Origin of the sequence: Undibacterium sp. Ji49W, from assembly GCF_049340205.1 — a bacterium.
Classification (GTDB): domain Bacteria; phylum Pseudomonadota; class Gammaproteobacteria; order Burkholderiales; family Burkholderiaceae_D; genus Undibacterium.
The window spans coordinates 29,431-50,394 of record NZ_JBMPOW010000019.1 but is presented as its reverse complement, the minus strand read 5'-3'; the positions used below and the strand labels follow the sequence as shown (position 1 = coordinate 50,394).

The 20,964-nt window shown below is 50.7% G+C and carries 23 protein-coding genes; 13 read left to right on the top strand and 10 right to left on the bottom strand.

The features are described 5' to 3' along the window. The first annotated feature begins 26 nt into the window (after window positions 1-26). The 4 genes from ACO0LK_RS21555 to ACO0LK_RS21540 are packed head-to-tail and all read left to right on the top strand — an operon-like array spanning window position 27 to window position 2,533. A complete protein-coding gene (locus ACO0LK_RS21555; RefSeq protein ID WP_186948659.1) occupies window positions 27-281 on the top strand; it encodes a DUF2282 domain-containing protein in 255 nt (84 codons plus the stop codon). Between the two features lie 34 nt (window positions 282-315). Next, on the top strand, window positions 316-1,212 hold the full coding sequence (locus ACO0LK_RS21550) for a DUF692 domain-containing protein (protein ID WP_422978700.1): 897 nt from the start codon (window positions 316-318) through the stop codon (window positions 1,210-1,212). A gap of 7 nt (window positions 1,213-1,219) precedes the next feature. Then, on the top strand, window positions 1,220-2,017 hold the full coding sequence (locus ACO0LK_RS21545) for a putative DNA-binding domain-containing protein (protein ID WP_422978698.1): 798 nt from the start codon (window positions 1,220-1,222) through the stop codon (window positions 2,015-2,017). Window positions 2,018-2,071: 54 nt separating this feature from the next. After that, on the top strand, window positions 2,072-2,533 hold the full coding sequence (locus ACO0LK_RS21540; protein WP_422978696.1) for a DoxX family protein: 462 nt from the start codon (window positions 2,072-2,074) through the stop codon (window positions 2,531-2,533). Between the two features lie 180 nt (window positions 2,534-2,713). Here ACO0LK_RS21540 and ACO0LK_RS21535 read toward each other — a convergent pair whose 3' ends face one another. The 3 genes from ACO0LK_RS21535 to ACO0LK_RS21525 form a co-directional block, all read right to left on the bottom strand. Next, window positions 2,714-3,103, bottom strand: a complete 390-nt coding sequence (locus ACO0LK_RS21535) for a hypothetical protein (protein ID WP_422978694.1) — start codon at window positions 3,101-3,103, stop codon at window positions 2,714-2,716. A gap of 77 nt (window positions 3,104-3,180) precedes the next feature. Beyond that, window positions 3,181-3,714, bottom strand: coding sequence for a DUF2716 domain-containing protein (locus ACO0LK_RS21530; protein WP_422978692.1), 534 nt, complete (start codon window positions 3,712-3,714; stop codon window positions 3,181-3,183). 69 nt (window positions 3,715-3,783) lie between these two features. Then, a complete protein-coding gene (locus ACO0LK_RS21525) occupies window positions 3,784-4,308 on the bottom strand; it encodes a hypothetical protein (RefSeq protein WP_422978690.1) in 525 nt (174 codons plus the stop codon). 522 nt (window positions 4,309-4,830) lie between these two features. Here ACO0LK_RS21525 and ACO0LK_RS21520 point away from each other — a divergent pair. From ACO0LK_RS21520 to ACO0LK_RS21500, 5 genes are all read left to right on the top strand, one after another. Further along, window positions 4,831-6,357 carry an alpha/beta hydrolase gene (locus ACO0LK_RS21520; protein ID WP_422978688.1) on the top strand — a complete coding sequence of 509 codons (1,527 nt, stop codon included), beginning with the start codon at window positions 4,831-4,833 and terminating at the stop codon, window positions 6,355-6,357. A 14-nt stretch (window positions 6,358-6,371) separates the two neighbouring features. Then, complete coding sequence (locus ACO0LK_RS21515; protein WP_422978686.1) at window positions 6,372-7,043, top strand: OmpW/AlkL family protein; 672 nt, start codon at window positions 6,372-6,374, stop codon at window positions 7,041-7,043. Between the two features lie 184 nt (window positions 7,044-7,227). Continuing rightward, the gene (locus ACO0LK_RS21510) at window positions 7,228-7,833 is read left to right on the top strand and encodes a TetR/AcrR family transcriptional regulator (protein WP_422978684.1); all 606 of its coding nucleotides are present in this window, start codon (window positions 7,228-7,230) and stop codon (window positions 7,831-7,833) included. Window positions 7,834-7,954: 121 nt separating this feature from the next. Then, entirely contained in the window at window positions 7,955-8,770 is an 816-nt protein-coding gene (locus ACO0LK_RS21505; RefSeq protein WP_422978682.1) for an oxidoreductase, read from the top strand. A 123-nt stretch (window positions 8,771-8,893) separates the two neighbouring features. Beyond that, complete coding sequence (locus tag ACO0LK_RS21500; RefSeq protein WP_422978824.1) at window positions 8,894-9,895, top strand: NADP-dependent oxidoreductase; 1,002 nt, start codon at window positions 8,894-8,896, stop codon at window positions 9,893-9,895. A 66-nt stretch (window positions 9,896-9,961) separates the two neighbouring features. Here ACO0LK_RS21500 and ACO0LK_RS21495 read toward each other — a convergent pair whose 3' ends face one another. The 3 genes from ACO0LK_RS21495 to ACO0LK_RS21485 are packed head-to-tail and all read right to left on the bottom strand — an operon-like array spanning window position 9,962 to window position 12,155. Beyond that, window positions 9,962-10,933 carry a diguanylate cyclase gene (locus ACO0LK_RS21495; protein WP_422978680.1) on the bottom strand — a complete coding sequence of 324 codons (972 nt, stop codon included), beginning with the start codon at window positions 10,931-10,933 and terminating at the stop codon, window positions 9,962-9,964. Between the two features lie 50 nt (window positions 10,934-10,983). Beyond that, the gene (locus ACO0LK_RS21490; RefSeq protein WP_422978678.1) at window positions 10,984-11,838 is read right to left on the bottom strand and encodes an HDOD domain-containing protein; all 855 of its coding nucleotides are present in this window, start codon (window positions 11,836-11,838) and stop codon (window positions 10,984-10,986) included. Beyond that, on the bottom strand, window positions 11,835-12,155 hold the full coding sequence (locus tag ACO0LK_RS21485; protein ID WP_422978676.1) for a hypothetical protein: 321 nt from the start codon (window positions 12,153-12,155) through the stop codon (window positions 11,835-11,837). Before ACO0LK_RS21485 ends, ACO0LK_RS21490 begins: the two co-directional genes overlap by 4 nt. 282 nt (window positions 12,156-12,437) lie before the next feature. Here ACO0LK_RS21485 and ACO0LK_RS21480 point away from each other — a divergent pair, with 282 nt between their 5' ends. Beyond that, complete coding sequence (locus tag ACO0LK_RS21480; RefSeq protein WP_422978674.1) at window positions 12,438-13,052, top strand: DUF1345 domain-containing protein; 615 nt, start codon at window positions 12,438-12,440, stop codon at window positions 13,050-13,052. Window positions 13,053-13,331: 279 nt separating this feature from the next. Here the strand turns inward: ACO0LK_RS21480 and ACO0LK_RS21475 are convergent, their stop codons facing one another. After that, on the bottom strand, window positions 13,332-13,766 hold the full coding sequence (locus ACO0LK_RS21475; RefSeq protein WP_422978672.1) for a hypothetical protein: 435 nt from the start codon (window positions 13,764-13,766) through the stop codon (window positions 13,332-13,334). 213 nt (window positions 13,767-13,979) lie between these two features. Between ACO0LK_RS21475 and ACO0LK_RS21470 the strand changes: the two genes are divergently transcribed. After that, a complete protein-coding gene (locus tag ACO0LK_RS21470; protein ID WP_422978670.1) occupies window positions 13,980-15,218 on the top strand; it encodes a nucleoside recognition domain-containing protein in 1,239 nt (412 codons plus the stop codon). A gap of 50 nt (window positions 15,219-15,268) precedes the next feature. Here ACO0LK_RS21470 and ACO0LK_RS21465 read toward each other — a convergent pair whose 3' ends face one another. Beyond that, on the bottom strand, window positions 15,269-17,068 hold the full coding sequence (locus ACO0LK_RS21465; protein WP_422978668.1) for a M14 family metallopeptidase: 1,800 nt from the start codon (window positions 17,066-17,068) through the stop codon (window positions 15,269-15,271). A gap of 22 nt (window positions 17,069-17,090) precedes the next feature. Beyond that, complete coding sequence (locus tag ACO0LK_RS21460) at window positions 17,091-18,398, bottom strand: TRZ/ATZ family hydrolase (protein ID WP_422978666.1); 1,308 nt, start codon at window positions 18,396-18,398, stop codon at window positions 17,091-17,093. A gap of 196 nt (window positions 18,399-18,594) precedes the next feature. Here ACO0LK_RS21460 and ACO0LK_RS21455 point away from each other — a divergent pair, with 196 nt between their 5' ends. Continuing rightward, window positions 18,595-19,290 (top strand): fumarylacetoacetate hydrolase family protein, encoded by a 696-nt coding sequence (locus tag ACO0LK_RS21455; protein ID WP_422978664.1) that lies wholly within the window; start codon window positions 18,595-18,597, stop codon window positions 19,288-19,290. A 14-nt stretch (window positions 19,291-19,304) separates the two neighbouring features. Beyond that, window positions 19,305-19,961 (top strand): maleylacetoacetate isomerase, encoded by a 657-nt coding sequence (gene maiA / locus ACO0LK_RS21450; protein ID WP_422978822.1) that lies wholly within the window; start codon window positions 19,305-19,307, stop codon window positions 19,959-19,961. Window positions 19,962-20,104: 143 nt separating this feature from the next. Here the strand turns inward: maiA and ACO0LK_RS21445 are convergent, their stop codons facing one another. Further along, window positions 20,105-20,755, bottom strand: coding sequence for a hypothetical protein (locus ACO0LK_RS21445; protein ID WP_422978662.1), 651 nt, complete (start codon window positions 20,753-20,755; stop codon window positions 20,105-20,107). Window positions 20,756-20,964 lie beyond the last annotated feature (209 nt).

Below are 20,964 nucleotides of genomic sequence, written 5' to 3'. Positions count from 1 at the left end.
ATGTTTTACTTTTTCAGGAGAAGACAATGAATAACAAGGCAATGGTTGCAGTAGCACTGGCTGGTTTGCTTGGCTCAAGCGTAGCAATGGCTGCAGAGCCAGTAAAAACAGAAAAATGCTTTGGTATTGCAAAAGCAGGTCAAAATGACTGCGCGACCAAATCCGGTTCTCACTCTTGCGCTGGTCAGGGCAAAAAGGACAATGATCCAGCAGAATGGAAAAAAGTACCATCCGGTACCTGCGAAAAAATGGGCGGCAAACTGGATGCACCTAAATCCTGAGTGTGCTTGATGGCTGGTTTTCTGGCGGGCTGAAATGATGTTGACTGACATTGCCCGTCCACATGCCATACCCAATTCCACGCCCACCCTGCAAGGGGTGGGCGTGGGTTTACGTAGCCTGCATTATCGTGATTTTCTGAATGCGCCTGTAGACATCGACTGGCTGGAAGTGCATTCAGAAAATTATTTTGGTGACGGCGGCTATGATCTGCACGTATTGCAGACACTGCGCCGTGATTACCCGCTCAGCCTGCACGGTGTCGGCATGGGGCTGGGGTCGGCCGATGGGTTTTCCGCCGCCCATATGGATAAACTAAAACGTCTGGTCGAACGCACCGAGCCAGGACTGGTGTCCGAACATTTATGCTGGGGCGCTATTGCCGGGCAGCACCTGAACGACCTCCTGCCTTTACCACTGATGCAAAGTGCACTTGATCTGGTATGTGAACGTGTTGACCAGCTACAAATGCTGTTGCAGCGCCAGATACTGATAGAGAACGTATCGACCTATGTACGTTTTGCCCGCGACGATATGTCAGAGGCTGAATTTTTAGCCGCACTAGTCAGTCGCACCGGCTGCGGTGTATTGCTGGATATTAATAACCTGTATGTGAACCAATCCAATCATGGTGAAAGTGCACGGGATGCCTTGCGCATCATGGCGACATTGCCGCCAGGCGCGATTGGTGAAATCCATCTGGCGGGTCATTTGCAGACCGATATCTGCCTGGTTGATGATCATGGCAGCCAGGTTGCCAGCCCGGTCTGGGATTTGTATGAACAGGCCTGCCAGTTGCTGCCCGCCGATATTCCCGTATTAATAGAGTGGGACACGGCAATCCCTGCCTTACCGGTATTGCTGGGCGAGGCGGCCAAGGCAGGCGAAATACGGCATCGCTACCGTCATTCGATGGAACTGGTAACGTTATGAGTGCGTCATGAGTACATCATCACTTGCGCAGATACAGCAGCAATTTGCCACTGCCTTGCTACAGCCCGAAACGGCTATGGATGCCAGCAAACTGTTTGCTGCCCACCCAGCGCAGGATGATCGTCTGGCTCTGTACCGTGGCAATCTGACAGCCATCTGGACCGCCGCCTTGCGCAACGCCTATCCGGTATTGCATGCACTGGTTGGCGAAGACTATTTTGCGCAAATGGCACGCAGCTTCGGGCGCAGTTTTCCTTCTGAATCTGGTGACCTGAATGATTTTGGCGCACACCTGCCAGCGTTTCTGAGGCAGACACCAGATGCCGCCGATTACCCTTATTTTCCCGACGTGGCTGCGCTGGAATGGCACATCCATCGCGCTTACTATGCGACGGATGCAGACATCTTGAGTCTGCCGGCGCTGGTGCAACTGGTTGGTGAAACCGGCCAGGATTTGCAGGAAGCACGCTTCGATTTGCATCCGGCTTTTGGTCTGCATACATCAGACTGGGCCACAGTTGCAATCTGGCTTGCCCATCAACCGGGAACACAGGCAGGCTTTCCTGAACAGATCCGGCACAGCAGCCACGGACTGATCTCGCGCACGCTGTGGTCAGTAGAGCTGACAGATATTCCGCAGCCAGCATACCTGGCTTTGCAGGCCCTACAGGCAGGTGCAAGCTTATCCGAAGCACTGGAAACGGCGGTCGTTGCAGACTGTGATTTTGATATCAACAGCAATTTGCAAGCCTGGTTTCATGCAGGCGTGTTTACCGGGGTCAGATTTTCTGACGATAGCCTGTAAGGATACGGTTGCTGGTCTGACTAAGTTGCAGGAGTTTAAAACTGGAGAATCTCAATGTACATCCTGCAATACGTTCATACTTTAAGTCGTCGCTTTGACCAGAACCTGAATATCTGGGCCGGTTCGGTTTTATGTCTGGCACTCAGAATTTATGTGGGCTGGCAATTCTTTAAAGCCGGCATGGTCAAAGTCTCTGACTGGTCTGCCACGCTATCTTTGTTCCAGGAAGAATACATGGTCCCCGTCATCCCGCCTGAACTGGCTGCCTGGATGGGGGCAGGGGGCGAGCTGATCTTGCCTGTGCTGCTGGTCGTCGGCATCTTCACCCGCCCCGCAGCACTTGCCCTGTTTGCCGTCAACGCCATGGCTGTGATTTCTTACCCTGCTTTGTTCATGCTCGAATGTCCGGCAGCTATCAACGCCCATTTTTACTGGGGCATCCTGTTGCTGGTACTCGTCAGTTTTGGGGCGGGTAAGTTTTCTGTGGATGAGTGGTTGGCTAAACGGGGGAATTGAATTTGCAGGAGATGAGGCTAGGAAAGGGCCAGTGCTGAAATTGGTGGCATGTTGGTGAGTGGCCGCTATGTGATGAGAAATTTACTTGGAACGTGTTGACGATCTAAATATAGAGGCTACCCTGTCAAGATAGGGAGTAATGCGTAATAGTAAAAACATTTTATTTGAATAGAGCCTACGCTAATCGTCATCTTCAGTCAGGTTTGAAAATTCAGGCTCGCGCTCAAGCAGTTGTTTGAAAAAATGCATACATGGGTCGTCCTTTGTCATTTTTTCGCGACTCAATAATTTTTCTGTTAGCGAGCGCTGTTTTTCAAACAGTAGTACCCATTCACGCTCTCCTTTCTCATCTTCTGACGTACATGCACTGCCTAGTAAGTAGACTCTTCCTTTCCAGTCAACGTACGAATACCATCCCCAATCTTCCACGTTGGGTTCGCTGACTTGGATATCTGGTAAAGTTTGCTCACGCAACCATACAAGTAAGGATTCGCCATGAATCGGATGGATCGGATTTGGGCGTTCTAACGTGACATCGAATTTGTTTGTGTTGAAGCGAATGGAGGTCATTTTTGTGCCTGGTCAGTTCCAAGTCCTTTTGCATAGCAATAAAATAATGGCATTGACGGGATCCTTCAATCCAGATTTCATTCTACGTTGTAGCCACCAGCATTTCTGATGACCTTCTGAAAAATAGCAGGCTTGCGCTTAATGATGGCCTGGACGAAGGATTCGCCAAAAACGCAAATACTGTATTCCCAGGGATGCCCGAAAGTGCCATTTTGCATATCTTCCGAAAGCAAGATGGCATAGTCACCGTCTGGAAAGCCAGATATCCGCGAGCGATTATTTTTATTCATATTGATGGCATAGCATTGGTGCTGCCAATCAAGATAATAGATTTCTTTTGACTCATACCCACATTCGATAAAAGCTTGAAAAAGAACGGTTCCAAGCTCATCGATCAATGTGTCATCGTAGTCATGTGCCAGCAAAAATGTAATTGAGTCCGTAGGTTCAGTTATCGCTGGAAACGGACCTTCAACTGAAGGGCAAAAAGAGAATTTCTTGTCGAAATTATTCCAAACCCTGGCACGTTCATCGGTATCAAGTGTTCGCATATTTGTGATGTTTAATTGATGAAAAAAACTGAGCGGATAGGTAAATACTGCTATATACATTGGGGGTGCTAACTTTGCCTAAACACGCGTATGACGTGCTTTGAAATAATAACTGCCATCCACACTTGGTTAATTCTTCATCGTGGCATCTTCGACGATTTCTATCCGGGCAATACCCAGAGCACAACGATGAATCCTGACATGCAAGCCTTCTCTTAATTGCCCGCCTTGATACGTTGTCGTGTTGTAGCCTGCATTGATAATGTTGGAGGAGTATGAAAAATGCGCATCTCCGACATCGAATGATTCTTCGTCTTGACCTCGTTCTTTTACGTTCGTTTGGAAATTCTCAACCTCACCATCAACAAGCTTGCACTGGCCCAATTCAAAAGCAGAACGTAACTCTTTATAGTCTGAATAAGTGCTTTTAAAAGCGATAGTTGTCCAGAGACAGGCAAAGCCGAAAAAGACACAAGAGAACCATAATGGGGGTTTTCCGAGCAGTATGGTAACTACAGGCAGTTTGCGGGGATGATTGGAAAAATGAAGATAGAGATAATAAAGTCCTGTCGCGACTGCGATTAGCCCAACGGCTGGAAACAGATAGGATTTGTATCCCGCTTGTGTCACGTCAAAAATGACGGTTGAGTTCATAGTGATCCTGAAGTCGCGGTTAAATTTTTCCACGCAATGTTTCATTGTATCAACGCCTGTACCAGATGGTTGGCATGTTCAGGTTCATTGTCGAAAACGGGACGGAGCCTCAAACTTTGAATGCTGCAATGCACAAAATAAAATACCTTCTCAAATGAACTTTTACCGAAGTACGACAGTCAGCACTCTTTCGCGTTTGTAAAGACAAATTCAACCATGATCCATTTTCGTGATGATCCTGCGGGGGCATCTCATTTGATGAAATGAGTGAAATGATTTCTGGTTTTTTTCTTAACAGACATTAAAATTACGCCTTGTGTTGTATTTGGTACGCGTAGACAGTTCGTGCACCAAATTCAATCAGAATTTTAAGAGTGTTTACTCTAGATATGAAATTTTCGCTATTCAGCAAATTGCGTAAATGACATACTACTCATTGAGTTTTAGAACGCTCGTTCCATTTTATTTTGGACTTCGGTGGTTCTACTGACTTCCAAAAAAAATACTTAACAGGAGACAATAATGCGTCAAATCCATATAGCGCTGGGTCTGCTTTCGGCTGCCGTTCTTTCGGCTTGCGGTGGCGGTGGTAGTGCTGGTCCAACAATCGATACAACACCTGCGCGTGGTACGCTGGTTGCCAATCCCCCTGTCCTGGTGCCTATTCCTCAGGCGAGCGGCCCGGCATTGACCAAACTTGATCCAGTCGTCTTCAAGGCTTCGCTGGATGCAGCAAAACCTGGTCTGACCCAGATCACTGGCGCACCCAAGTGCGAAATCAGCACCTACTACATGAAGTACACCACCGTTGGCGGCGCAAACGAAGCGACTGATGCAACTGGCGCCATCATGGTACCTTCCGGCACGGATGCTGCCTGTACCGGCCCACGTCCTGTGCTGTTGTATGCGCATGGCACGACAGTAGAAAAATCCTTCAACATGGCCAACCTGCGTGACAACTCGGAAGCCACTCTGCTGGCAGCCATGTATGCCGCCCAGGGCTTCATCGTTGTTGCGCCTAACTATGCTGGTTACGATACCTCGGCACTGAGCTACCATCCTTACCTGAATGCTGAACAGCAAGCCAATGATATGGTGGATTCTCTGCGCGCTGCACGCAAGGCATTCGGCTCTATCGGTGCACAGGATTCCGGCAAGCTGGTCATCAGCGGCTATTCTCAAGGTGGCCACGTGGCTATGGCGACACAGCGTGCGATGCAGACTACGTATGCGTCTGAATTCAAGGTAACTGCCCTGGCCGGTATGTCTGGTCCTTACGCCATGTCCCTGTTGGGTGACGCAACGTTTGCCGGTAGCCCGAATGCGGGTGGTACGGTGTTCATTCCTCTGATCACGACCAGCTGGCAAAAATCCTATGGTGGTTTGTATGCCAACCCGAATGAAGTCTACGAAGACAAATACGCAACCGGCATCGAAACCTTGTTGCCAGGCGCGCTGACCTTCAATGATCTGTTCACGACAGGAAAATTGCCAGCGTATGCAATGTTTGCCAAGGATTCTCTGCCAGGTCCTTCATCTGCTGCCTTTGCTGCTTTCTTCGGTGACGGTAACCTGGTGAAAACCAGCTATCGCAACACCTATCTGGCTGATGCACAGAAAAATCCTTGCAACGTCAATCCCGCAGATCCTTTGAACTGTACGCCTGCCAATCCTTTCCGTAAGGCTGGCGTGAAGAATGACTTGCGTAACTATGTGCCTACCGTACCAGTGTTCCTGTGCGGCGGTAATGGTGACCCTACCGTGTTCTTTGCGAGCACTCAGGCAACGGCAGGTTACTTCCAGGCTAAAGGTTTGCCAGCAGCAGCGTTGACAGTGCTGGACGTGGATTCCGCTCCAACCAGCGCAGCAGATCCGTTCGCTGCTGCCAAGGTCGGTTTTGGTCAAAGCAAAACGGCAGCTATCAATGCAGCCATTGCAGCCAAGCAGGACCCAACCACAGCGGTCGCCGCTGCTTACCATGGCACGCTGGTCCCACCGTTCTGCAACGCTGCAGCACGCGCCTTCTTCCAGCAAGTTTTGGCTAAATAAGAGGAGACGCCATCATGAAAAAAATACAAATCGCTATCGCCGTTGCACTGGGTCTGGCTTCTGTCTCCGCCATGGCATATGACAATACGGTACGTGCCGGTATCATCAATGTGCAGGTGCATTCCGAGTCTCCTGATTTCACCAGCAATGGTCCGGCTTTCCTGACGCCACAACCAGCCGGCCTGACAGTTGGTAATGCAACGACAGTGTTGCTGGGGTACACGCGCAGGCTCAATGATAATTTTGACTTTGATTTCCTCGCTGGTATCCCACCGGAGCATGATGTCAAAGGCCGTGGCACGCTGGCACCTTATGGCACTATTGCCAAGGTTAAACAACGTGCACCGACTTTCTTCATCAACTACAACTTTGGCGCACCAACCAATACATGGCGTCCGTATGTAGGTTTGGGTTTCAATTACACCCAATTCTTTGACGCTACATCCACAGCGATCGGTAATATCGCAACCGGTGGCCCGACCAAGATTGAATTGAAAGATTCATTCGGCGTTGCAGGACAAGTAGGTATCAGCTACAAAGTCAGTGATCGCTGGTCCGTCAATGCATCCATCGCGGCTGCAGACGTCAAGACGGATATGAAAGCCACAACCGGCAGCATAGAACGTAAAACCACCATCAACTTCCGGCCAGTTGTGTATGGTCTGTGCGTGGGTTATAGCTTCTAAGATTCTTCTTCGGTAGTATGAAAAGGGTTCCAACGTTGAGTTGGGACCCTTTTTTATTGCACTGGCGTGTTTGCCAGTTCCATTTCTGGCATACGCAGTCTGTGTGGAATGCGTGAGCAGTATCAAGACGCCTGTGTGCTCCGGGTATTTTAAGGCCGGTCAGCACATTTTTTTGAAATAGTATATGATGACCATCATGGGAAATAAATCAGCAAAGCCAAAAGGCATCAGCCGCAAGGAAGTAACGCACGAGCGTATCGTTGAAGTTGCTGCGCGTGCAATACGGCGCAGTGGTTACGATGGCACCGGCGTCGCCGACATCATGAAAGAGGCCGGATTGACGCATGGCGGTTTCTATAGCCACTTTGCGTCGCGCGAAGCATTACTTGCCGAGGCCGCAGATCGTGCCGGTGCCGAAGCGGTGGCCGTGTCGGCGCAGATTGCCGCTGCCGTGCCGCCAGAGCAGGCTTTGCAGGCGCTGGTACAGGCTTACTTATCGAAGCAGCATTTCGACAGCATAGAGACTGGCTGTCCGGTCTGTGCTTTGGGTTCAGAGATGCCCAGGCAGGCACCAGAGGTGCGGCGTGCAGCTACCCGTCGCATCAAGGAAATGATTGATGTCGTCGCCCGGCAGTTGCCCGATTGGGGGCAGCCTGGGGCGCATGAGCAGGCACTAATGACAGTGGCCACCATGGTCGGTACGCTATTGTTGGCGCGCGCCGTTGATGATGTCAGGCTGTCAGAAAGTTTTCTCAGCGCTGCGCGGGAAAAGATCGTGTCCAATTCATAATTGATGCCGGTGGATGTTTGCCGGTTTTTGTTTGTTTAAAAATATGATGAGCATCATATTTTTAAGTGAAATTGAAATATTGCAGCCCTTAATACATAGTCCATATAGATTGGAGAGCATGATGAATAACAAAATAGCGCTGGTGACCGGCGCGTCACAGGGCATAGGTGAGGCAACCGCCAACCGGCTCGTGAAAGCGGGTTACAAAGTGTATGGCACCAGCCGGCGTGGGGCCACAACTGGTGAACGCTCATTCGACATGTTGTCGCTGGACGTGACCAGTGATGAATCAGTCGACGCCGCCATCAGTGAGGTGATACGTCGGAGTGGGCGTATTGATCTGCTGGTCAATAACGCCGGGATAGGCATCGCCCCGGCTGGCGCAGAAGAAGTTTCCATTGCACAGGCTCAGGCTATTTTCGACACGAATTTTTTTGGACTCTTGCGCGTGACACGTGCAGTCGCGCCCTATATGCGACAGCAGAGGGCGGGGCGCATTATCAACATCGGCTCGGTGCTCGGTTTTTTACCCATGCCTTACGGTGCCCTGTATTCTGCAACCAAGCATGCGGTGGAAGGCTATTCAGAATCCCTGGACCATGAACTGCGTACCTGGGGCATCCGTGCCATTGTGGTTGAGCCTGCATATACCAAGACCCCGTTTGACGCCAACATGCTGGAGCCCGACACCAAGCTGGACGAATATCGCGCAGTGCGTGCAGTGGTGAATAAGAGGATAAAAGAAGTGATGGCGACGGCTGAGGGGCCTGAAGTCGTGGCCGGGGTCGTGCTGAAGGCAGCAACTGCGCCGCATCCCCGGTTACGTTACACCGCTGGCAGCCTGGCCAGTCGCCTGAGCCTGCTGCGCACATATGCACCTGCGGGCCTGATGGATGCCGGGATACGCAAAGACCTGCGGCTTGAAGCCTGGAAATAATCCTGCCTCTTGTTCAAAAACATCAGATAACGCAGACCTGAAATGCACAGCCCCTGGCAGCAATATCTTGTGATCAGATTTTGCCAGTAAGCCTATTTAAATTAAATTGGAGTCAGAATCATGATGAAAGCTTTTATTGTTGACAGCTACGGAAAAAAAGTGAATGGCCGGATTGGTCCTATGCCCATTCCGGAGATAAGGGCAGATGAAGTATTGGTGCAGATCCACGCTGCTGGTGTCAATTTGCTTGATTCAAAGATCAGGAATGGGGAATTCAAGCTTATCCTTCCATATCAGATGCCGCTGATTCTGGGTCACGACGTGGCTGGAGTGGTGCTTGAGGTAGGGTCTGAGGTGCGGCAATTCAAGCCAGGGGACGAGGTTTACTCGCGTCCAGATGACTTTCAAATTGGTGCTTTCGCGGAATTGATTGCCATCAAAGAAGATTCACTGGCACTGAAACCAAAAACGCTCAGTATGGAAGAAGCTGCGTCTATCCCGCTGGTGGGTTTGACAGTGTGGCAGGCGTTGATAGAACAGGCGAATTTGAAGAAAGGGCAAAAGGTATTCATACAGGCTGGTTCTGGTGGTGTCGGCACATTTGCGATTCAGTTGGCGAAGCATATCGGGGCAACAGTGGCCACCACCACAAGTACCGCGAATATTGATCTGGTGAAGAGCCTGGGCGCAGATATCGTTATTGATTACAAGAAGGATGATTTCGAAAAAATCCTGCGCGACTACGATGTGGTTTTAAATAGCCAGGATGGAAAGACACTCGACAAGTCTTTGCAAATACTCAAACCTGGTGGAAAACTGATTTCAATTTCTGGCCCGCCGGATGTTGATTTTGCAAAAAAAATCGGCGCACCGTGGTTTGTGCAATTCATCATGCGCCTGCTGAGTTCTGGTGTCAGAAGAAAAGCCATGCGTCGTCATATAGACTATTCTTTTCTGTTCATGAGAGCCCACGGATCACAGCTACGCGAGATTACTGCGCTTATCGATTCCGGAGCCATACGTCCGGTTGTGGACAGAGTCTTTCCATTCGAAGCAACGGGCGAAGCCATGGCTTATGTTGAAAAAGGACGGGCCAAAGGCAAGGTCGTTATCAAGATTCGATAGCTCGCTTGCCCTTTTCATGCATTGGAAAATGTTGGTGGGAAGGGCACAGTGTGTGGCAACGACGGCTTAACTGGCCACCTGATTACGGCCAGCCGCCTTGGCGCGGTAAAGCGCCGCATCTGCGGTGCTGATGAGGGCATTGATGTCCTGGCCAGGCGATAGCGTTGCCACTCCAAATGAACCGGTAATATGTGGAAGAATTTTTTGCCGGTCACTAAATATCTTGGTTTTACCCAGGCGATTGCACAGGCGCTGAGCAACACCCATGGCTGATTTATTGCTGGCACCAGGCAAGATCACCATCATTTCTTCGCCGCCATAGCGGGCAGCAAAGTCACTGGGGCGCAGGCCCGCATTCAAGACTTTGGCTGCGGTCTGCAAGGCGTCATCACCCAGCAGGTGACCATAGTCATCATTGAAGCGTTTGAAATGATCCAGATCCACCATGATGATGCTGAGTGGCGCGCCGGCTGCGTGGGCATATTCGATCATGCCTGGCAGTTGTGCGTTGAGCCAGGCGCGATTGTGCAGGCCGGTAAGGCCATCCACCATAGAAAGCTGGCGATAAAATTCACCTACTTTTTGGCGGTTGCGTATCTGTGCATTCGCCGCCCGGATGCGGAAGGACAACAACTGCAACAGGTTGCGGGCAACACCGTTTGATTCATCAATGAGTTTCCACAGGGTTTCGGCTTCAATCAGCAACAATTCGCTGTCGCTGATGGCAGAGATGGTGGCGGAATGGATTTCTTCATCCAGCACTGAAATCTCGCCCACGCATTCACCCGGCAGGTATTGGGTAATGGTGTTTTCCAGATGATTGCTGTTTTCTGTCAGGCGGCTGACACCCAGTGCACCTTTCAGTACGATGAATAACCTGGCGCCGGAGCTATTGGCATCCAGCACGATCTGGCCGGTACGGGCCTTGACGACCTGGCAGTCTTTGATGATGTCGGCGATGAGTTTTCGGTTTTCTTCGTTGATGTCACGAAACAGGTGGATATCTTCTATGCGATAGTCCGTTGATCTGAAAAGCATCAGGTGTTCCAAAATTGTTTTATCCAGATACATGGGCCAAAAAGAAAAAGTCAGAGTACGATCTGATCCAAAGCATCGAAACGCATTTCAGTTTCACGAAATATGCTTATATAGTCAGCTTCACTAAGCCCTAGCGTATCCCAAGCGGCCTGCGACAGCAAGGGGAGCATGTCGTTTTCTTCCGCAGACAAGTCCAGCGCGTGCACGATGGCATTGGCCACATGCACGACCGAAGCCAGCGCGTGCAGGTTTTCCTGCTCGGGATCATGGTGGCCGCGGATGGCATCGCACACTGCTTCCGAGAAATGCCATTGATGTGCCAATGCCAGGCCGGCAGCGACATGATCTATATGCATGATGTGCCGTTCTGCATCCAACAGACGGCAATCATTTGCTGCTTTATAGTCAAGTACCTGATTGTAGTTGTCAGGATAACCAGTCACCAGCACCAGCTTCCCTATGTCGTGCAGCAAGCCTGCGGTAAACGCAAAATCATGCTTCATGTGCAAGGCTCGCGAGATCAGTTCGGCACAGATGGCTGTTCCTATGCTGTGGCGCCAGAATGCCCGAAAATCAAAGGCAGGGCATTTGGAAGTTGGAAACCTGTCACTTAATATGGTGGTCCGTATTAAATTTTTTACATTTTTCACCCCCAGCATGGCGGTTGCCTGCTGCAAGGTCACTACTTTGGAATTATTCCCATAGTAGGATGAATTGGCCAGCCGTAATAATTTGGCGGAAACAGAATGGTCCATGGCCACTTTTTCAGTGATCATGTCGAGGCTGCTGTCTTCATCTTCCAGGTTTTGCAGCATTTCCATGGCAACGGCCGGCAGGGTAGGCAAGTCCTTGATATGCTTGACCACATCTTCCAGGTGTACCTGATACTCGTTCGTGTCGTTCATTGATAGTCACCATGGCGGTAATGGAAGACATAGGCTTTCAACAGGCTGGCGGGTGCACTGTCAGGGGCATGGCGGAACAATCGTTCCAGGCGTGCCAGCCTGATTTCGCGTTCTTCGGTTTCTTGCTGTTCTGAGACTGGAGCAGCAACGATGGATAGCTGGTGTATTTCATGATGCGCAATGGAATGCAGCATATGATCGGTGAGCGTCACGCCAGCCGGCAACAGCACATGCCCAACCTTGTCCAGCAAATCGTCGGCCAGCACGGCTCCGGCAGTGACTTTGGAAAGTGCTACATAGTGCGTACGTTTATTCATGCGAGCTGCCTCTTAGTAGGATTCGAGCCAAGCTTATAGTGAAAATGCGTATGTTCAGTGTAATAAAAAATTGCCCATTTGAAAGTTTCTTTTTGCGTCAAATACTTTGCGGTAATTTTAGCTGCCGTGTTTATTCACTTGTCATTGTATATACTACACCCGGCCCTGTTACGGCGTCAGGTAAGAACTGACGGCAATCAGGGGCGTGATTGATTTCGCATGTTCAGAATTTTATTGACAGGATAAATTATCAAAAATTTCATCAAAAGACGGCCAAGGTTGTTGATCACCCTTGGTTTGGGCACCGTGGCAGCACTGGCCCTACCGGGGACGACACCATTGGTGACGCGGGCACTATGCGGTTGGAACGTGGGGGTCTGGCTCTATCTGATCTCGATGGGATGGCTGATGATGCGTGCTGACAAGCAGGCTGTGCGCAGGATGGCGCAGCAGGAAGATGAAGGTGCCGTGGCAGTGCTGGTGATTATGTCGCTGTCGGCGACCATCAGCCTGCTGGCCATTATTCATGAACTCTCAGGCATGGCCGGGCTCAGTAGCGAAGTGAGGATAATGAAATACCTGTTTGCCGCCTCCACCGTGTTGGGCTCCTGGGCCTTGCTGGGGATAGTCTTCTGTTTTCACTACGCGCTGCTGTTTTACAATTCACCCGAGAAAAAACGCGCCTTGCACTTCCCGGATGACGAGGAAATGCCGGATTTCTGGGATTTCCTGTATTTCTCTTTCACCATTGCGGTCGCTGCACAAACTTCGGACGTGTGTGTCATGAACCGGCAGGTGCGCAAGACGGTGCTCGCTCAATCTGTGTTGAGCTTTTTCTTCAATGTTGCCGTCGTGGGCTTTTCCATCAATATTGCGGCTGCCCTGGTTGGTAACTAGAACTCATTTCATAAATAGGGGTGAGATGCGTTTGCCTCATAACGTGGGCTGGCAAGGCGGACGAGGCAGTCAATAGCGGTGCTATTGATAACGAGTCCAACGCAGTCCAGCACGCGTTATGAAGCAAACCCTCCGGGAGCTGGCGATTCGGGCGCATTGCAGCGTTGCGCCGCTTGCTAAGGCACCAGCCTTGGCTGCGCGTCACGCCTTGCACTGCATCCCGAATCGCCTTGCTCGCACTCATCCCTATTTATGAAATGAGTTCTAAGGTGGTATTTACTACCGCCAGTGATGATGGTGGTCACGTCTTTCTTCGCGCCATTCACGTTCATAGCGTCTTTCCTGGTGCCAGCCATGCCTGTCGCGCCATGGGCGGCCATAGGTCTGTTCCACATATACATGTTCGACATAGGGTGTGGCAGAACGCAAAACGATAGGTACCCCACCGAGTCGCGTGTCCACATTCACAAAGTAGGGCAGGCGGCTACCAGTCTCCCAGCCACGGCCATTGGTCCAATACCAGGCGCGGTGATCAGGTGAGTAATACACCTGGTGAGAAGGGTAATACACATAGTTGTAATTGCGCACTACATGATGTGGTGGCGGATAATTGCGCCAGCCACGGTCAAAATCATGCGCAGCAGCCACTCCCGTGCCGGCAGCGTACAAAACTGCTACAGACAACAGGCATTTCATCAGTAAGCTGGTTTTCATGACACCACCTCTTATTTGTTGCGATGTGCTTATAACGCAAGCCAGCGCCGTTACGGCTACATGAATTTGTATATGAGGTGGAAAAACTGCAACAGGATGTTTCAGGTATGTCTGCCGTCTATGACAGGGAATGAAATTTTCATACTACGGTAAAGGCTTTTCATGATAAAAAGCTTGCACTCCTACATCAAACTCAGATCAAACTGACAAGTCATGCTACTTAACTATATCTGGACCGGCTTTTTTCTGATTGGCTTCATTGCCGCCCTGGTGCAGTGGCTGGTGTTTGGGGATGTGGAGGTGTTCAAGCGCATCATGGATGGGACTTTTGATTCTGCGCGCATCGGCGTTATGGACATTGCCTTGCCGCTGGCTGGTGTCATGACCCTGTGGCTGGGCATCATGAATATAGGAGAAAAAGCCGGAGCCATCGATTTTATTGCGAAACTGATCGCGCCGTTTTTTGCACGTATTTTCCCTGGAGTACCAAAAAACCATCCGGCCAACGGTCACATGGTGATGAATTTTTCCGCCAATCTGCTGGGGCTGGACAATGCCGCTACACCATTCGGACTAAAGGCAATGGAAAGCCTGCAAAGCCTGAATCCCAATAAGGAAGAAGCCACCGATGCGCAGATCATGTTCCTGGTCCTGCATACATCCGGACTGACACTGATACCGCTGGCCATCATGGCGCAACGTGCAGTGCTGGGGGCAAAAGACCCATCAGATATTTTTATCCCCTGCATGATCGCCACCTATGTCGCCACGGTGGTTGGTCTGGTGGCTGTGGCCATCAGGCAGCGTATCAACCTGTTCGATAAAGTGATACTCGCCTGGCTCGGTGGTCTGAGCAGTTTTATCGTTGGCATGGTCTGGTATTTAAGCCAGCATATGACGCGGCCAGAGATTGAAGTGTTTTCCAAGGTCAGTAGCAATCTTTTGCTGTTCACCATCATCGTCAGCTTTATTGTGGGGGCGATGCGCAAAAAAGTGAATGTGTATGAAGCCTTTATCGAAGGGGCCAAGGGCGGCATACAGACATCGCTGACGATTATCCCGTATCTGGTGGGTATGCTGGTGGCAATTGGTGTCTTGCGCAATTCCGGGATACTGGGTTTTGTCGTGTCTGGCTTTAACTGGCTATTTACGCAAATGGGAGTGAACACGGATTTCACCGCTGCCTTGCCGACCGCATTAATGAAACCGCTGAGTGGCAGTGGCTCACGTGCGATGATGGTGGATGCCATGAAGACGTATGGCGTGGATTCATTCGTTGGTCGTCTTGCCTGTATCTTCCAGGGTTCTGCCGATACCACGTTTTATATCGTTGCCCTGTATTTTGGCTCAGTCGGCATACGCAAGACCCGCTATGCCATTTCCATGGGTTTGCTGGCCGACTTTGCTGGTGTTGTGGCGGCCATATTTGTGGCTTACCTGTTCTTTCATTAATACCGCAACACATCTGAAACGGCATGCATTTGCTGCATGCCGTTTCTGCTTCAGGGTTTGGTATTCAGGCGCAGTACGGGATATACCTGATAACGCTGGTCCCATGATGAATGGCGCTGGGCAAAAAATTCCAGGCGGGCAGCAGGGCTTTTGGCAAATTCTGGCTCGTCGGCAATTTTCTTTTCAAATGCAGCTCTCAGTTGGGCATCTGCGGCAAGTTGCTGGCGCGCGACATCTTCTGCCACATAGGCTTCCATATACTCTTTTCTTTCAAATGCACCGTTAAACCAGCCCCAGTTGACCAGGGCATCTGGTGCAGATGGTTCAAACAGGGCTGCCACCAGGCGCGCTTTTGCCTGGGCAATTGGAATAAACAGCGCTCCCTTGCGCAGGGTTTGCGTTTTACTTTCCCACTGGCCCTGCAATTTCAGGGTCTGGCGTCCTTCAAATGATTGCGGCTGCAAATTCACTTTGCTTGCCTTGAACTGTTCAGTATCGACATTGGCCAGTTCTTTCTGAATGATGCTGTACTGTATGCCATGTTGCTGGAGTTTTTCTTTGACCGCCTTGCTGTAGGCAACGGGTACCACGTAACCAGCCCTGGGCAGGGTGACCGTGGTATCGGGCAGAATTTCATCACGTAATTTGACGTTCCATACCTGTGGCGTGCTTTCATCGTAACGTGTCATCAAGGCACCTGACACATCCGACATGTTGCGGGTATAGGCATAACCACGGAAGGCAATATCCTTGCTCTTGTCGCTGGTTTTATAAGTTACAGCCAAAGTCTGCCCCGCCATTTGCGCAGCACGCTGATCTGCCGCCTGCGCAGTCTTCAGCCATGCTTCACCATGTTGTGCAACTTGCTCCAGTACTGAAATAATGGTGTTATGGGTAATGCGTACACGGGTAGGGTAATCCTTCCATGAATGTGTTTCCACCAGCATGCCAAAGCGATTGCGCAAGGGCAGGTAGCCATTCGAAAAACGCGGTGGTGCCACATTGTCGACAAAGCCAGACATGGGGTCGTCTTCGCGTGTAAATGTCATGTAGAAGGACAATGGCAATGAGCCCTGTTTTGCCAGGTCAGCGATGACATTGTCACGCAAGACTTTACCTGCCTTGCGCAGATCTTCATCGCCGGAATTGACAGGTTCAACCTGGATGGAAATATCATGTTCAAATTTGGCGCCATCGGTCACATGCAAATCGATGACAGCCAACGGATTCCAGGTATTGAAAAGTGCCAGCATGGCTTGCATTTCAGCAGAATCGGCTTTCACGTAATCGCGATTCAGATTGAAGTTTTGTGCCGTCGTGCGCCAGCCCATTTCTTCCGGTCCACGCTGATTGGGGCGATTCCATGCGCCGAACCGTTCATGTCCATCGATATTGAATACCGGCACAAACAACAGTATCTGATGATCCAGTGCATGCGCTGCCGTTTTGTTGTCCAGCACTTCACGCAAGGCCAGGAAACCGGCGTCCTTGCCATCAATTTCACCGGCATGAATGCCGCCCTGTATCAGGGTGACAGGCAAGTTTTTCTTTGCTGCTTCGGCAGGCTGGAATACACCTGTACGTGTCGCCAATAAGGCCAGCATGGGGCGGCCTTCTGGTGTGCGTCCAAATTCCAGGCAGCGCACTTCTTTGGGGTAGTTTTTCTGAAACGCCAGACACAGCTTTTCCACTTCTTCATAGCGGCCGGTTTTCAGAAAGCCGGATTGCTCTGCCACCGTGGTGAGCAGATTATTGCCCGCAAGGGCAGATGACAGCGGCAGGGTGCTGACCAGCAGCCCGGCCAATCCTGAATAAAGAGGGGTTTTGATGAAAGCAGCTAATGATTTCATGATGAAGTTAACGGTAAATTGTTCAGGCAGCCGTAATGCGCTGTTGCCACCAGATGGCCTTGTCTTTCAATTGTGCTGCATCCTGATTCAGTAACTGGCGTTCTGCCATCAGGCAACGGCCATTGACCCAGACGTGGCTGATCTGCTCGCGGCCAGCCGCATAGACGATTTGCGATACGGGATCAAACAGGGGCAGGGTTTCAATCGCCGACAGGTCAATCGCGATGATATCGGCCAGCTTGCCGGCGACCAGGCTGCCTATCTGTTGGTCCAGGCCCAATGCTTTGGCACCAGCCAGGGTCGCCATTTCCAACGCCTTGCTCGCATTCAGGGCGGTCGGGTTGGAAGACACGGCTTTTGCCAGCAGGGCCGCCATACGCAAGTCGCCCAGCAGATCGAGTTTGTTATTGCTGGCTGCACCATCTGTACCTATGCCTACATTCACGCCAGCACTTTGCATGGCGTGGATGGGAGCAAAGCCGGAAGCCAGTTTCAGGTTACTGGCAGGGTTATGCGCAATATGCACCCCCTGTTGTGCCAGCAATTGAATTTCATCTTCATTCGCATGCACCATGTGGGCAGCTATCAGGCGTGGCGACAGCAAGCCCAGTTGATGCAGACGTTGCAGGGGGCGCATGCCGTGGTCACGCAGACTGTCATTGACTTCATCCATGCTTTCATGAATATGGCAATGTATGCCCATGTCATGCTTGTCAGCCAGGGCGACAATTTTCTTGAAGGTGATATCCGACACCGTATAGGGAGCATGAGGTGCCAGCCGGAACGCTACGCCACTCTGGCCCTGGAACACCTGCTGTGCTGCCATGGCCTTGTCCAGGTAGGCATCGGCATCAGCCGCATAACCGGTAGGGAATTCGAGCACGCTGCAACCTACAATGGTACGCATGCCGGTATGCAGGCCCGCACGTGCCACGGCCTCATGGTAGAAATACATGTCATTGATGGTGGTGGTACCACCGCGCAGCATCTCTGCCATGGCATAGACGCTGCCATCAAACACAAATTCTTCCGATACGTGTTTCTTTTCTGCTGGCCAGATATGGTTGTTTAGCCAGTCCATCAGGCTCAGATCATCCGCCAGGCCACGCAACAGGCTCATGGCGGAATGTCCATGCAAATTGACCATGCCGGGCATGAGCGCATGTTCCGCCAGTTCTATATGCAGGGCATCAGGATATTGTTGCCGTGCGTCGGCACTGCTGAGTACAGCCAGAATTTTTTCATCCTGCATGACCAGCGCATGATTTTGCAGGACTGTGGCAGCCGGTTCTATGGGGATCAGGTATTTGGGATGTAGGCAAGTCTTCATTTTTTACTCCGCGGTTGATCGTACATTATAACGAGAACAATCAATATCGTGAGTCTGTGCCTATGTCCATATTCTTCCCGGAAAGCAAGCGCATGGCAGGCATGGCATGCTGGAAGGGAAAATGCCATAATAGAGCGAGTCTCAGGCAGTAGGCTTACTGACCTCGGGAGACGCATACGCATTGATCGGAGATGACATGAATTACCTTATTCCCCCTCAGCCCCAGGCTGCTGTTCCGGTGGCTGGCAGCACGGGCCTGTTCCCTGTACACAGAATTTACTGCGTTGGCCGTAATTATGTAGAGCACGCAAAAGAAATGGGCGGAACCGGTCGTGAAGCACCGTTTTTCTTCATGAAGCCGGCTGACGCGATCGTGCCTGTCGCCCCTGGTAACGTGGGGGAAATGCCTTATCCTTCCATGACCAGCAATCTGCATCATGAGGTCGAGCTGGTGCTGGCCATAGGCAAGGGTGGCAAGGATATTCGTGAAGAAGATGCGATCAGCCATATTTGGGGCTATGCAGTTGGCCTGGACATGACACGTCGTGATTTGCAGGCTGAAGCAAAAGCGCAGGGACGACCATGGTGTACATCCAAAGGCTTTGATTTTTCTGCACCCATCGGTGCCATCCATACAGCCGATACAGTGTCTGGCATGGAACAGGCGAGCATACGGCTAGACGTGAATGGTGTAACCCGCCAGGACAGTGATACCGGAAAACTGATCTGGAATCTGTCTGAAATCATTGTCTGCCTGTCGCAGTTGTATACCTTGCAGCCTGGCGATCTGATTTATACCGGCACACCCGCAGGCGTTGCAGCCGTGCAGCGTGGTGATTTGCTTGAGGCCAGTATTGCCGGCCTGAGTGACTTGAAAGTCAAACTGGTTTAAGTGGCGGATATATGATGAAACTTTATGGCTATTTCCGCAGCTCGGCATCGTATAGGGTAAGAATTGCGTTGAACCTGAAGGGGCTGGACTATGAACAGGTGGCCGTGCATCTGGTCAAAAACGGGGGCGAGCAATTTGCCCCGGCTTACCGCGCACTCAATCCAGATGCCCTGGTGCCAGTCTTACAGGATGAGCATGACGGTGAGATAGTGACGTTGACGCAGTCCATGGCCATGATTGAATATCTGGATGAGGTTTATCCACAGCCAGCCCTGTTGCCATCCACCGCATTGGAGCGTGCGCATGTACGTGCATTGGCTTTGTCCATTGCCTGCGAAATCCATCCGGTTAACAATTTACGGATATTGCGGTATTTGACTGGAACTTTACAGGTAAGTGAAGATCAGAAGAATGCATGGTACCGACATTGGTGCGACGAAGGTCTGAAAGTGCTGGAGCAAAAGCTGGCGGCAGATGCGCGTACCGGACGTTTTTGTTTTGGTGACGAGCCAGGCATGGCAGACTGTTTCCTGGTGCCGCAGATTGCCAACGCCCAGCGTTTCAAGTGCGATTTATCGGGTTTGCCGGTAACGATGCGCATACACCAGGCTTGCCTTGAACATCCTGCCTTCATCAAGGCTGCACCAGCCAATCAGCCTGATGCCGAATAGTGATGCACTGAGTCGCGACGACATTAAGTAATTGTACGTAGATGGCGGCGTGCCGGTGCAGAATGACAGTATAAGAATATAAAAATATAAAAGACGAGGGCCTCTATTGAGGCCCTTGCTTTATGTGTATGGAGGGTGCAGATTCAGTTAGGTAACTCGGAATTCTCACTATCAATTTTCAGCGTGTCGTTCAACACGGAAATCAGTAACGAGCGTGTGAGTTTGGATTTGGTGGTATAGCCGTCAATCGCAAAAGCTTCACTGACCTGCTGTTCTGGTGCATAGCCTGGTTGCCCGGTACGCAAGACGATACGCAAATTGGTCAAGCCCATTTCATTGCGGATCACGCTGACCAGTTTCAAGCCAGCATCGACAGTTTCCATCACCACATCCAGCAGCACCAGAGCGATATCCGGATTCTTGCTGATGACGGTACCGGCTTCTTTTGCCGAGTAAGCATGCACAAATTCCAGTGGACGGCCGTGTATTTTGACACCACTTAATGCCAGCAAGGTCGTATCGTGAACGTTGCTGTCATCATCCGCAATCAGTATTTTCCAAGGATGTAATTCAATTTTGGATTGTAATGATTCTTCGTCTTCTTCAATAAAATCAATAATATCATCGTCCTGGTTGCTGCCAAGTGCAGCGTCAGACGAAAATTCACTGTTCAGATACGAAAAAAAACTACTACCCGATGATCTTTCACTTTTCACCATCGCATCACAAGCCATGACGGCGGCATAAAGATCATTTTGTAACAAGCCGGGTGTTCTACTGTATTGATTCTTCATCAGTGCGCTCCCTGTTGCTTGAATTGTCTTACTTTCCTTTTAATCTTATGTGAAGCGCTCAGCTTAATCAAGCCTAAAGAAATGAAATATGTTAAATAGTGCTTATTGCAACACAGTCAATGGGTGTTTGCTGGAACTGCCCCATGATCTTGCTAAACTGGCCCACAAAAAACAGACTGGTATAACCGGATTGCATAGGGTAGTACACC

Excerpts from the sequence above, each read along its gene's own strand:
- ACO0LK_RS21555 (WP_186948659.1), top strand. The coding sequence starts at position 27 with ATGAATAACAAGGCAATGGTTGCAGTAGCACTGGCTGGTTTGCTTGGC.
- ACO0LK_RS21550 (WP_422978700.1), top strand. The coding sequence starts at position 316 with ATGATGTTGACTGACATTGCCCGTCCACATGCCATACCCAATTCCACG.
- ACO0LK_RS21545 (WP_422978698.1), top strand. The coding sequence starts at position 1,220 with ATGAGTACATCATCACTTGCGCAGATACAGCAGCAATTTGCCACTGCC.
- ACO0LK_RS21540 (WP_422978696.1), top strand. The coding sequence starts at position 2,072 with ATGTACATCCTGCAATACGTTCATACTTTAAGTCGTCGCTTTGACCAG.
- ACO0LK_RS21535 (WP_422978694.1), bottom strand. The coding sequence starts at position 3,103 with ATGACCTCCATTCGCTTCAACACAAACAAATTCGATGTCACGTTAGAA.
- ACO0LK_RS21530 (WP_422978692.1), bottom strand. The coding sequence starts at position 3,714 with ATGTATATAGCAGTATTTACCTATCCGCTCAGTTTTTTTCATCAATTA.
- ACO0LK_RS21525 (WP_422978690.1), bottom strand. The coding sequence starts at position 4,308 with ATGAACTCAACCGTCATTTTTGACGTGACACAAGCGGGATACAAATCC.
- ACO0LK_RS21520 (WP_422978688.1), top strand. The coding sequence starts at position 4,831 with ATGCGTCAAATCCATATAGCGCTGGGTCTGCTTTCGGCTGCCGTTCTT.
- ACO0LK_RS21515 (WP_422978686.1), top strand. The coding sequence starts at position 6,372 with ATGAAAAAAATACAAATCGCTATCGCCGTTGCACTGGGTCTGGCTTCT.
- ACO0LK_RS21510 (WP_422978684.1), top strand. The coding sequence starts at position 7,228 with ATGATGACCATCATGGGAAATAAATCAGCAAAGCCAAAAGGCATCAGC.
- ACO0LK_RS21505 (WP_422978682.1), top strand. The coding sequence starts at position 7,955 with ATGAATAACAAAATAGCGCTGGTGACCGGCGCGTCACAGGGCATAGGT.
- ACO0LK_RS21500 (WP_422978824.1), top strand. The coding sequence starts at position 8,894 with ATGAAAGCTTTTATTGTTGACAGCTACGGAAAAAAAGTGAATGGCCGG.
- ACO0LK_RS21495 (WP_422978680.1), bottom strand. The coding sequence starts at position 10,933 with ATGCTTTTCAGATCAACGGACTATCGCATAGAAGATATCCACCTGTTT.
- ACO0LK_RS21490 (WP_422978678.1), bottom strand. The coding sequence starts at position 11,838 with ATGAACGACACGAACGAGTATCAGGTACACCTGGAAGATGTGGTCAAG.
- ACO0LK_RS21485 (WP_422978676.1), bottom strand. The coding sequence starts at position 12,155 with ATGAATAAACGTACGCACTATGTAGCACTTTCCAAAGTCACTGCCGGA.
- ACO0LK_RS21475 (WP_422978672.1), bottom strand. The coding sequence starts at position 13,766 with ATGAAAACCAGCTTACTGATGAAATGCCTGTTGTCTGTAGCAGTTTTG.
- ACO0LK_RS21470 (WP_422978670.1), top strand. The coding sequence starts at position 13,980 with ATGCTACTTAACTATATCTGGACCGGCTTTTTTCTGATTGGCTTCATT.
- ACO0LK_RS21465 (WP_422978668.1), bottom strand. The coding sequence starts at position 17,068 with ATGAAATCATTAGCTGCTTTCATCAAAACCCCTCTTTATTCAGGATTG.
- ACO0LK_RS21460 (WP_422978666.1), bottom strand. The coding sequence starts at position 18,398 with ATGAAGACTTGCCTACATCCCAAATACCTGATCCCCATAGAACCGGCT.
- ACO0LK_RS21455 (WP_422978664.1), top strand. The coding sequence starts at position 18,595 with ATGAATTACCTTATTCCCCCTCAGCCCCAGGCTGCTGTTCCGGTGGCT.
- maiA (WP_422978822.1), top strand. The coding sequence starts at position 19,305 with ATGAAACTTTATGGCTATTTCCGCAGCTCGGCATCGTATAGGGTAAGA.
- ACO0LK_RS21445 (WP_422978662.1), bottom strand. The coding sequence starts at position 20,755 with ATGAAGAATCAATACAGTAGAACACCCGGCTTGTTACAAAATGATCTT.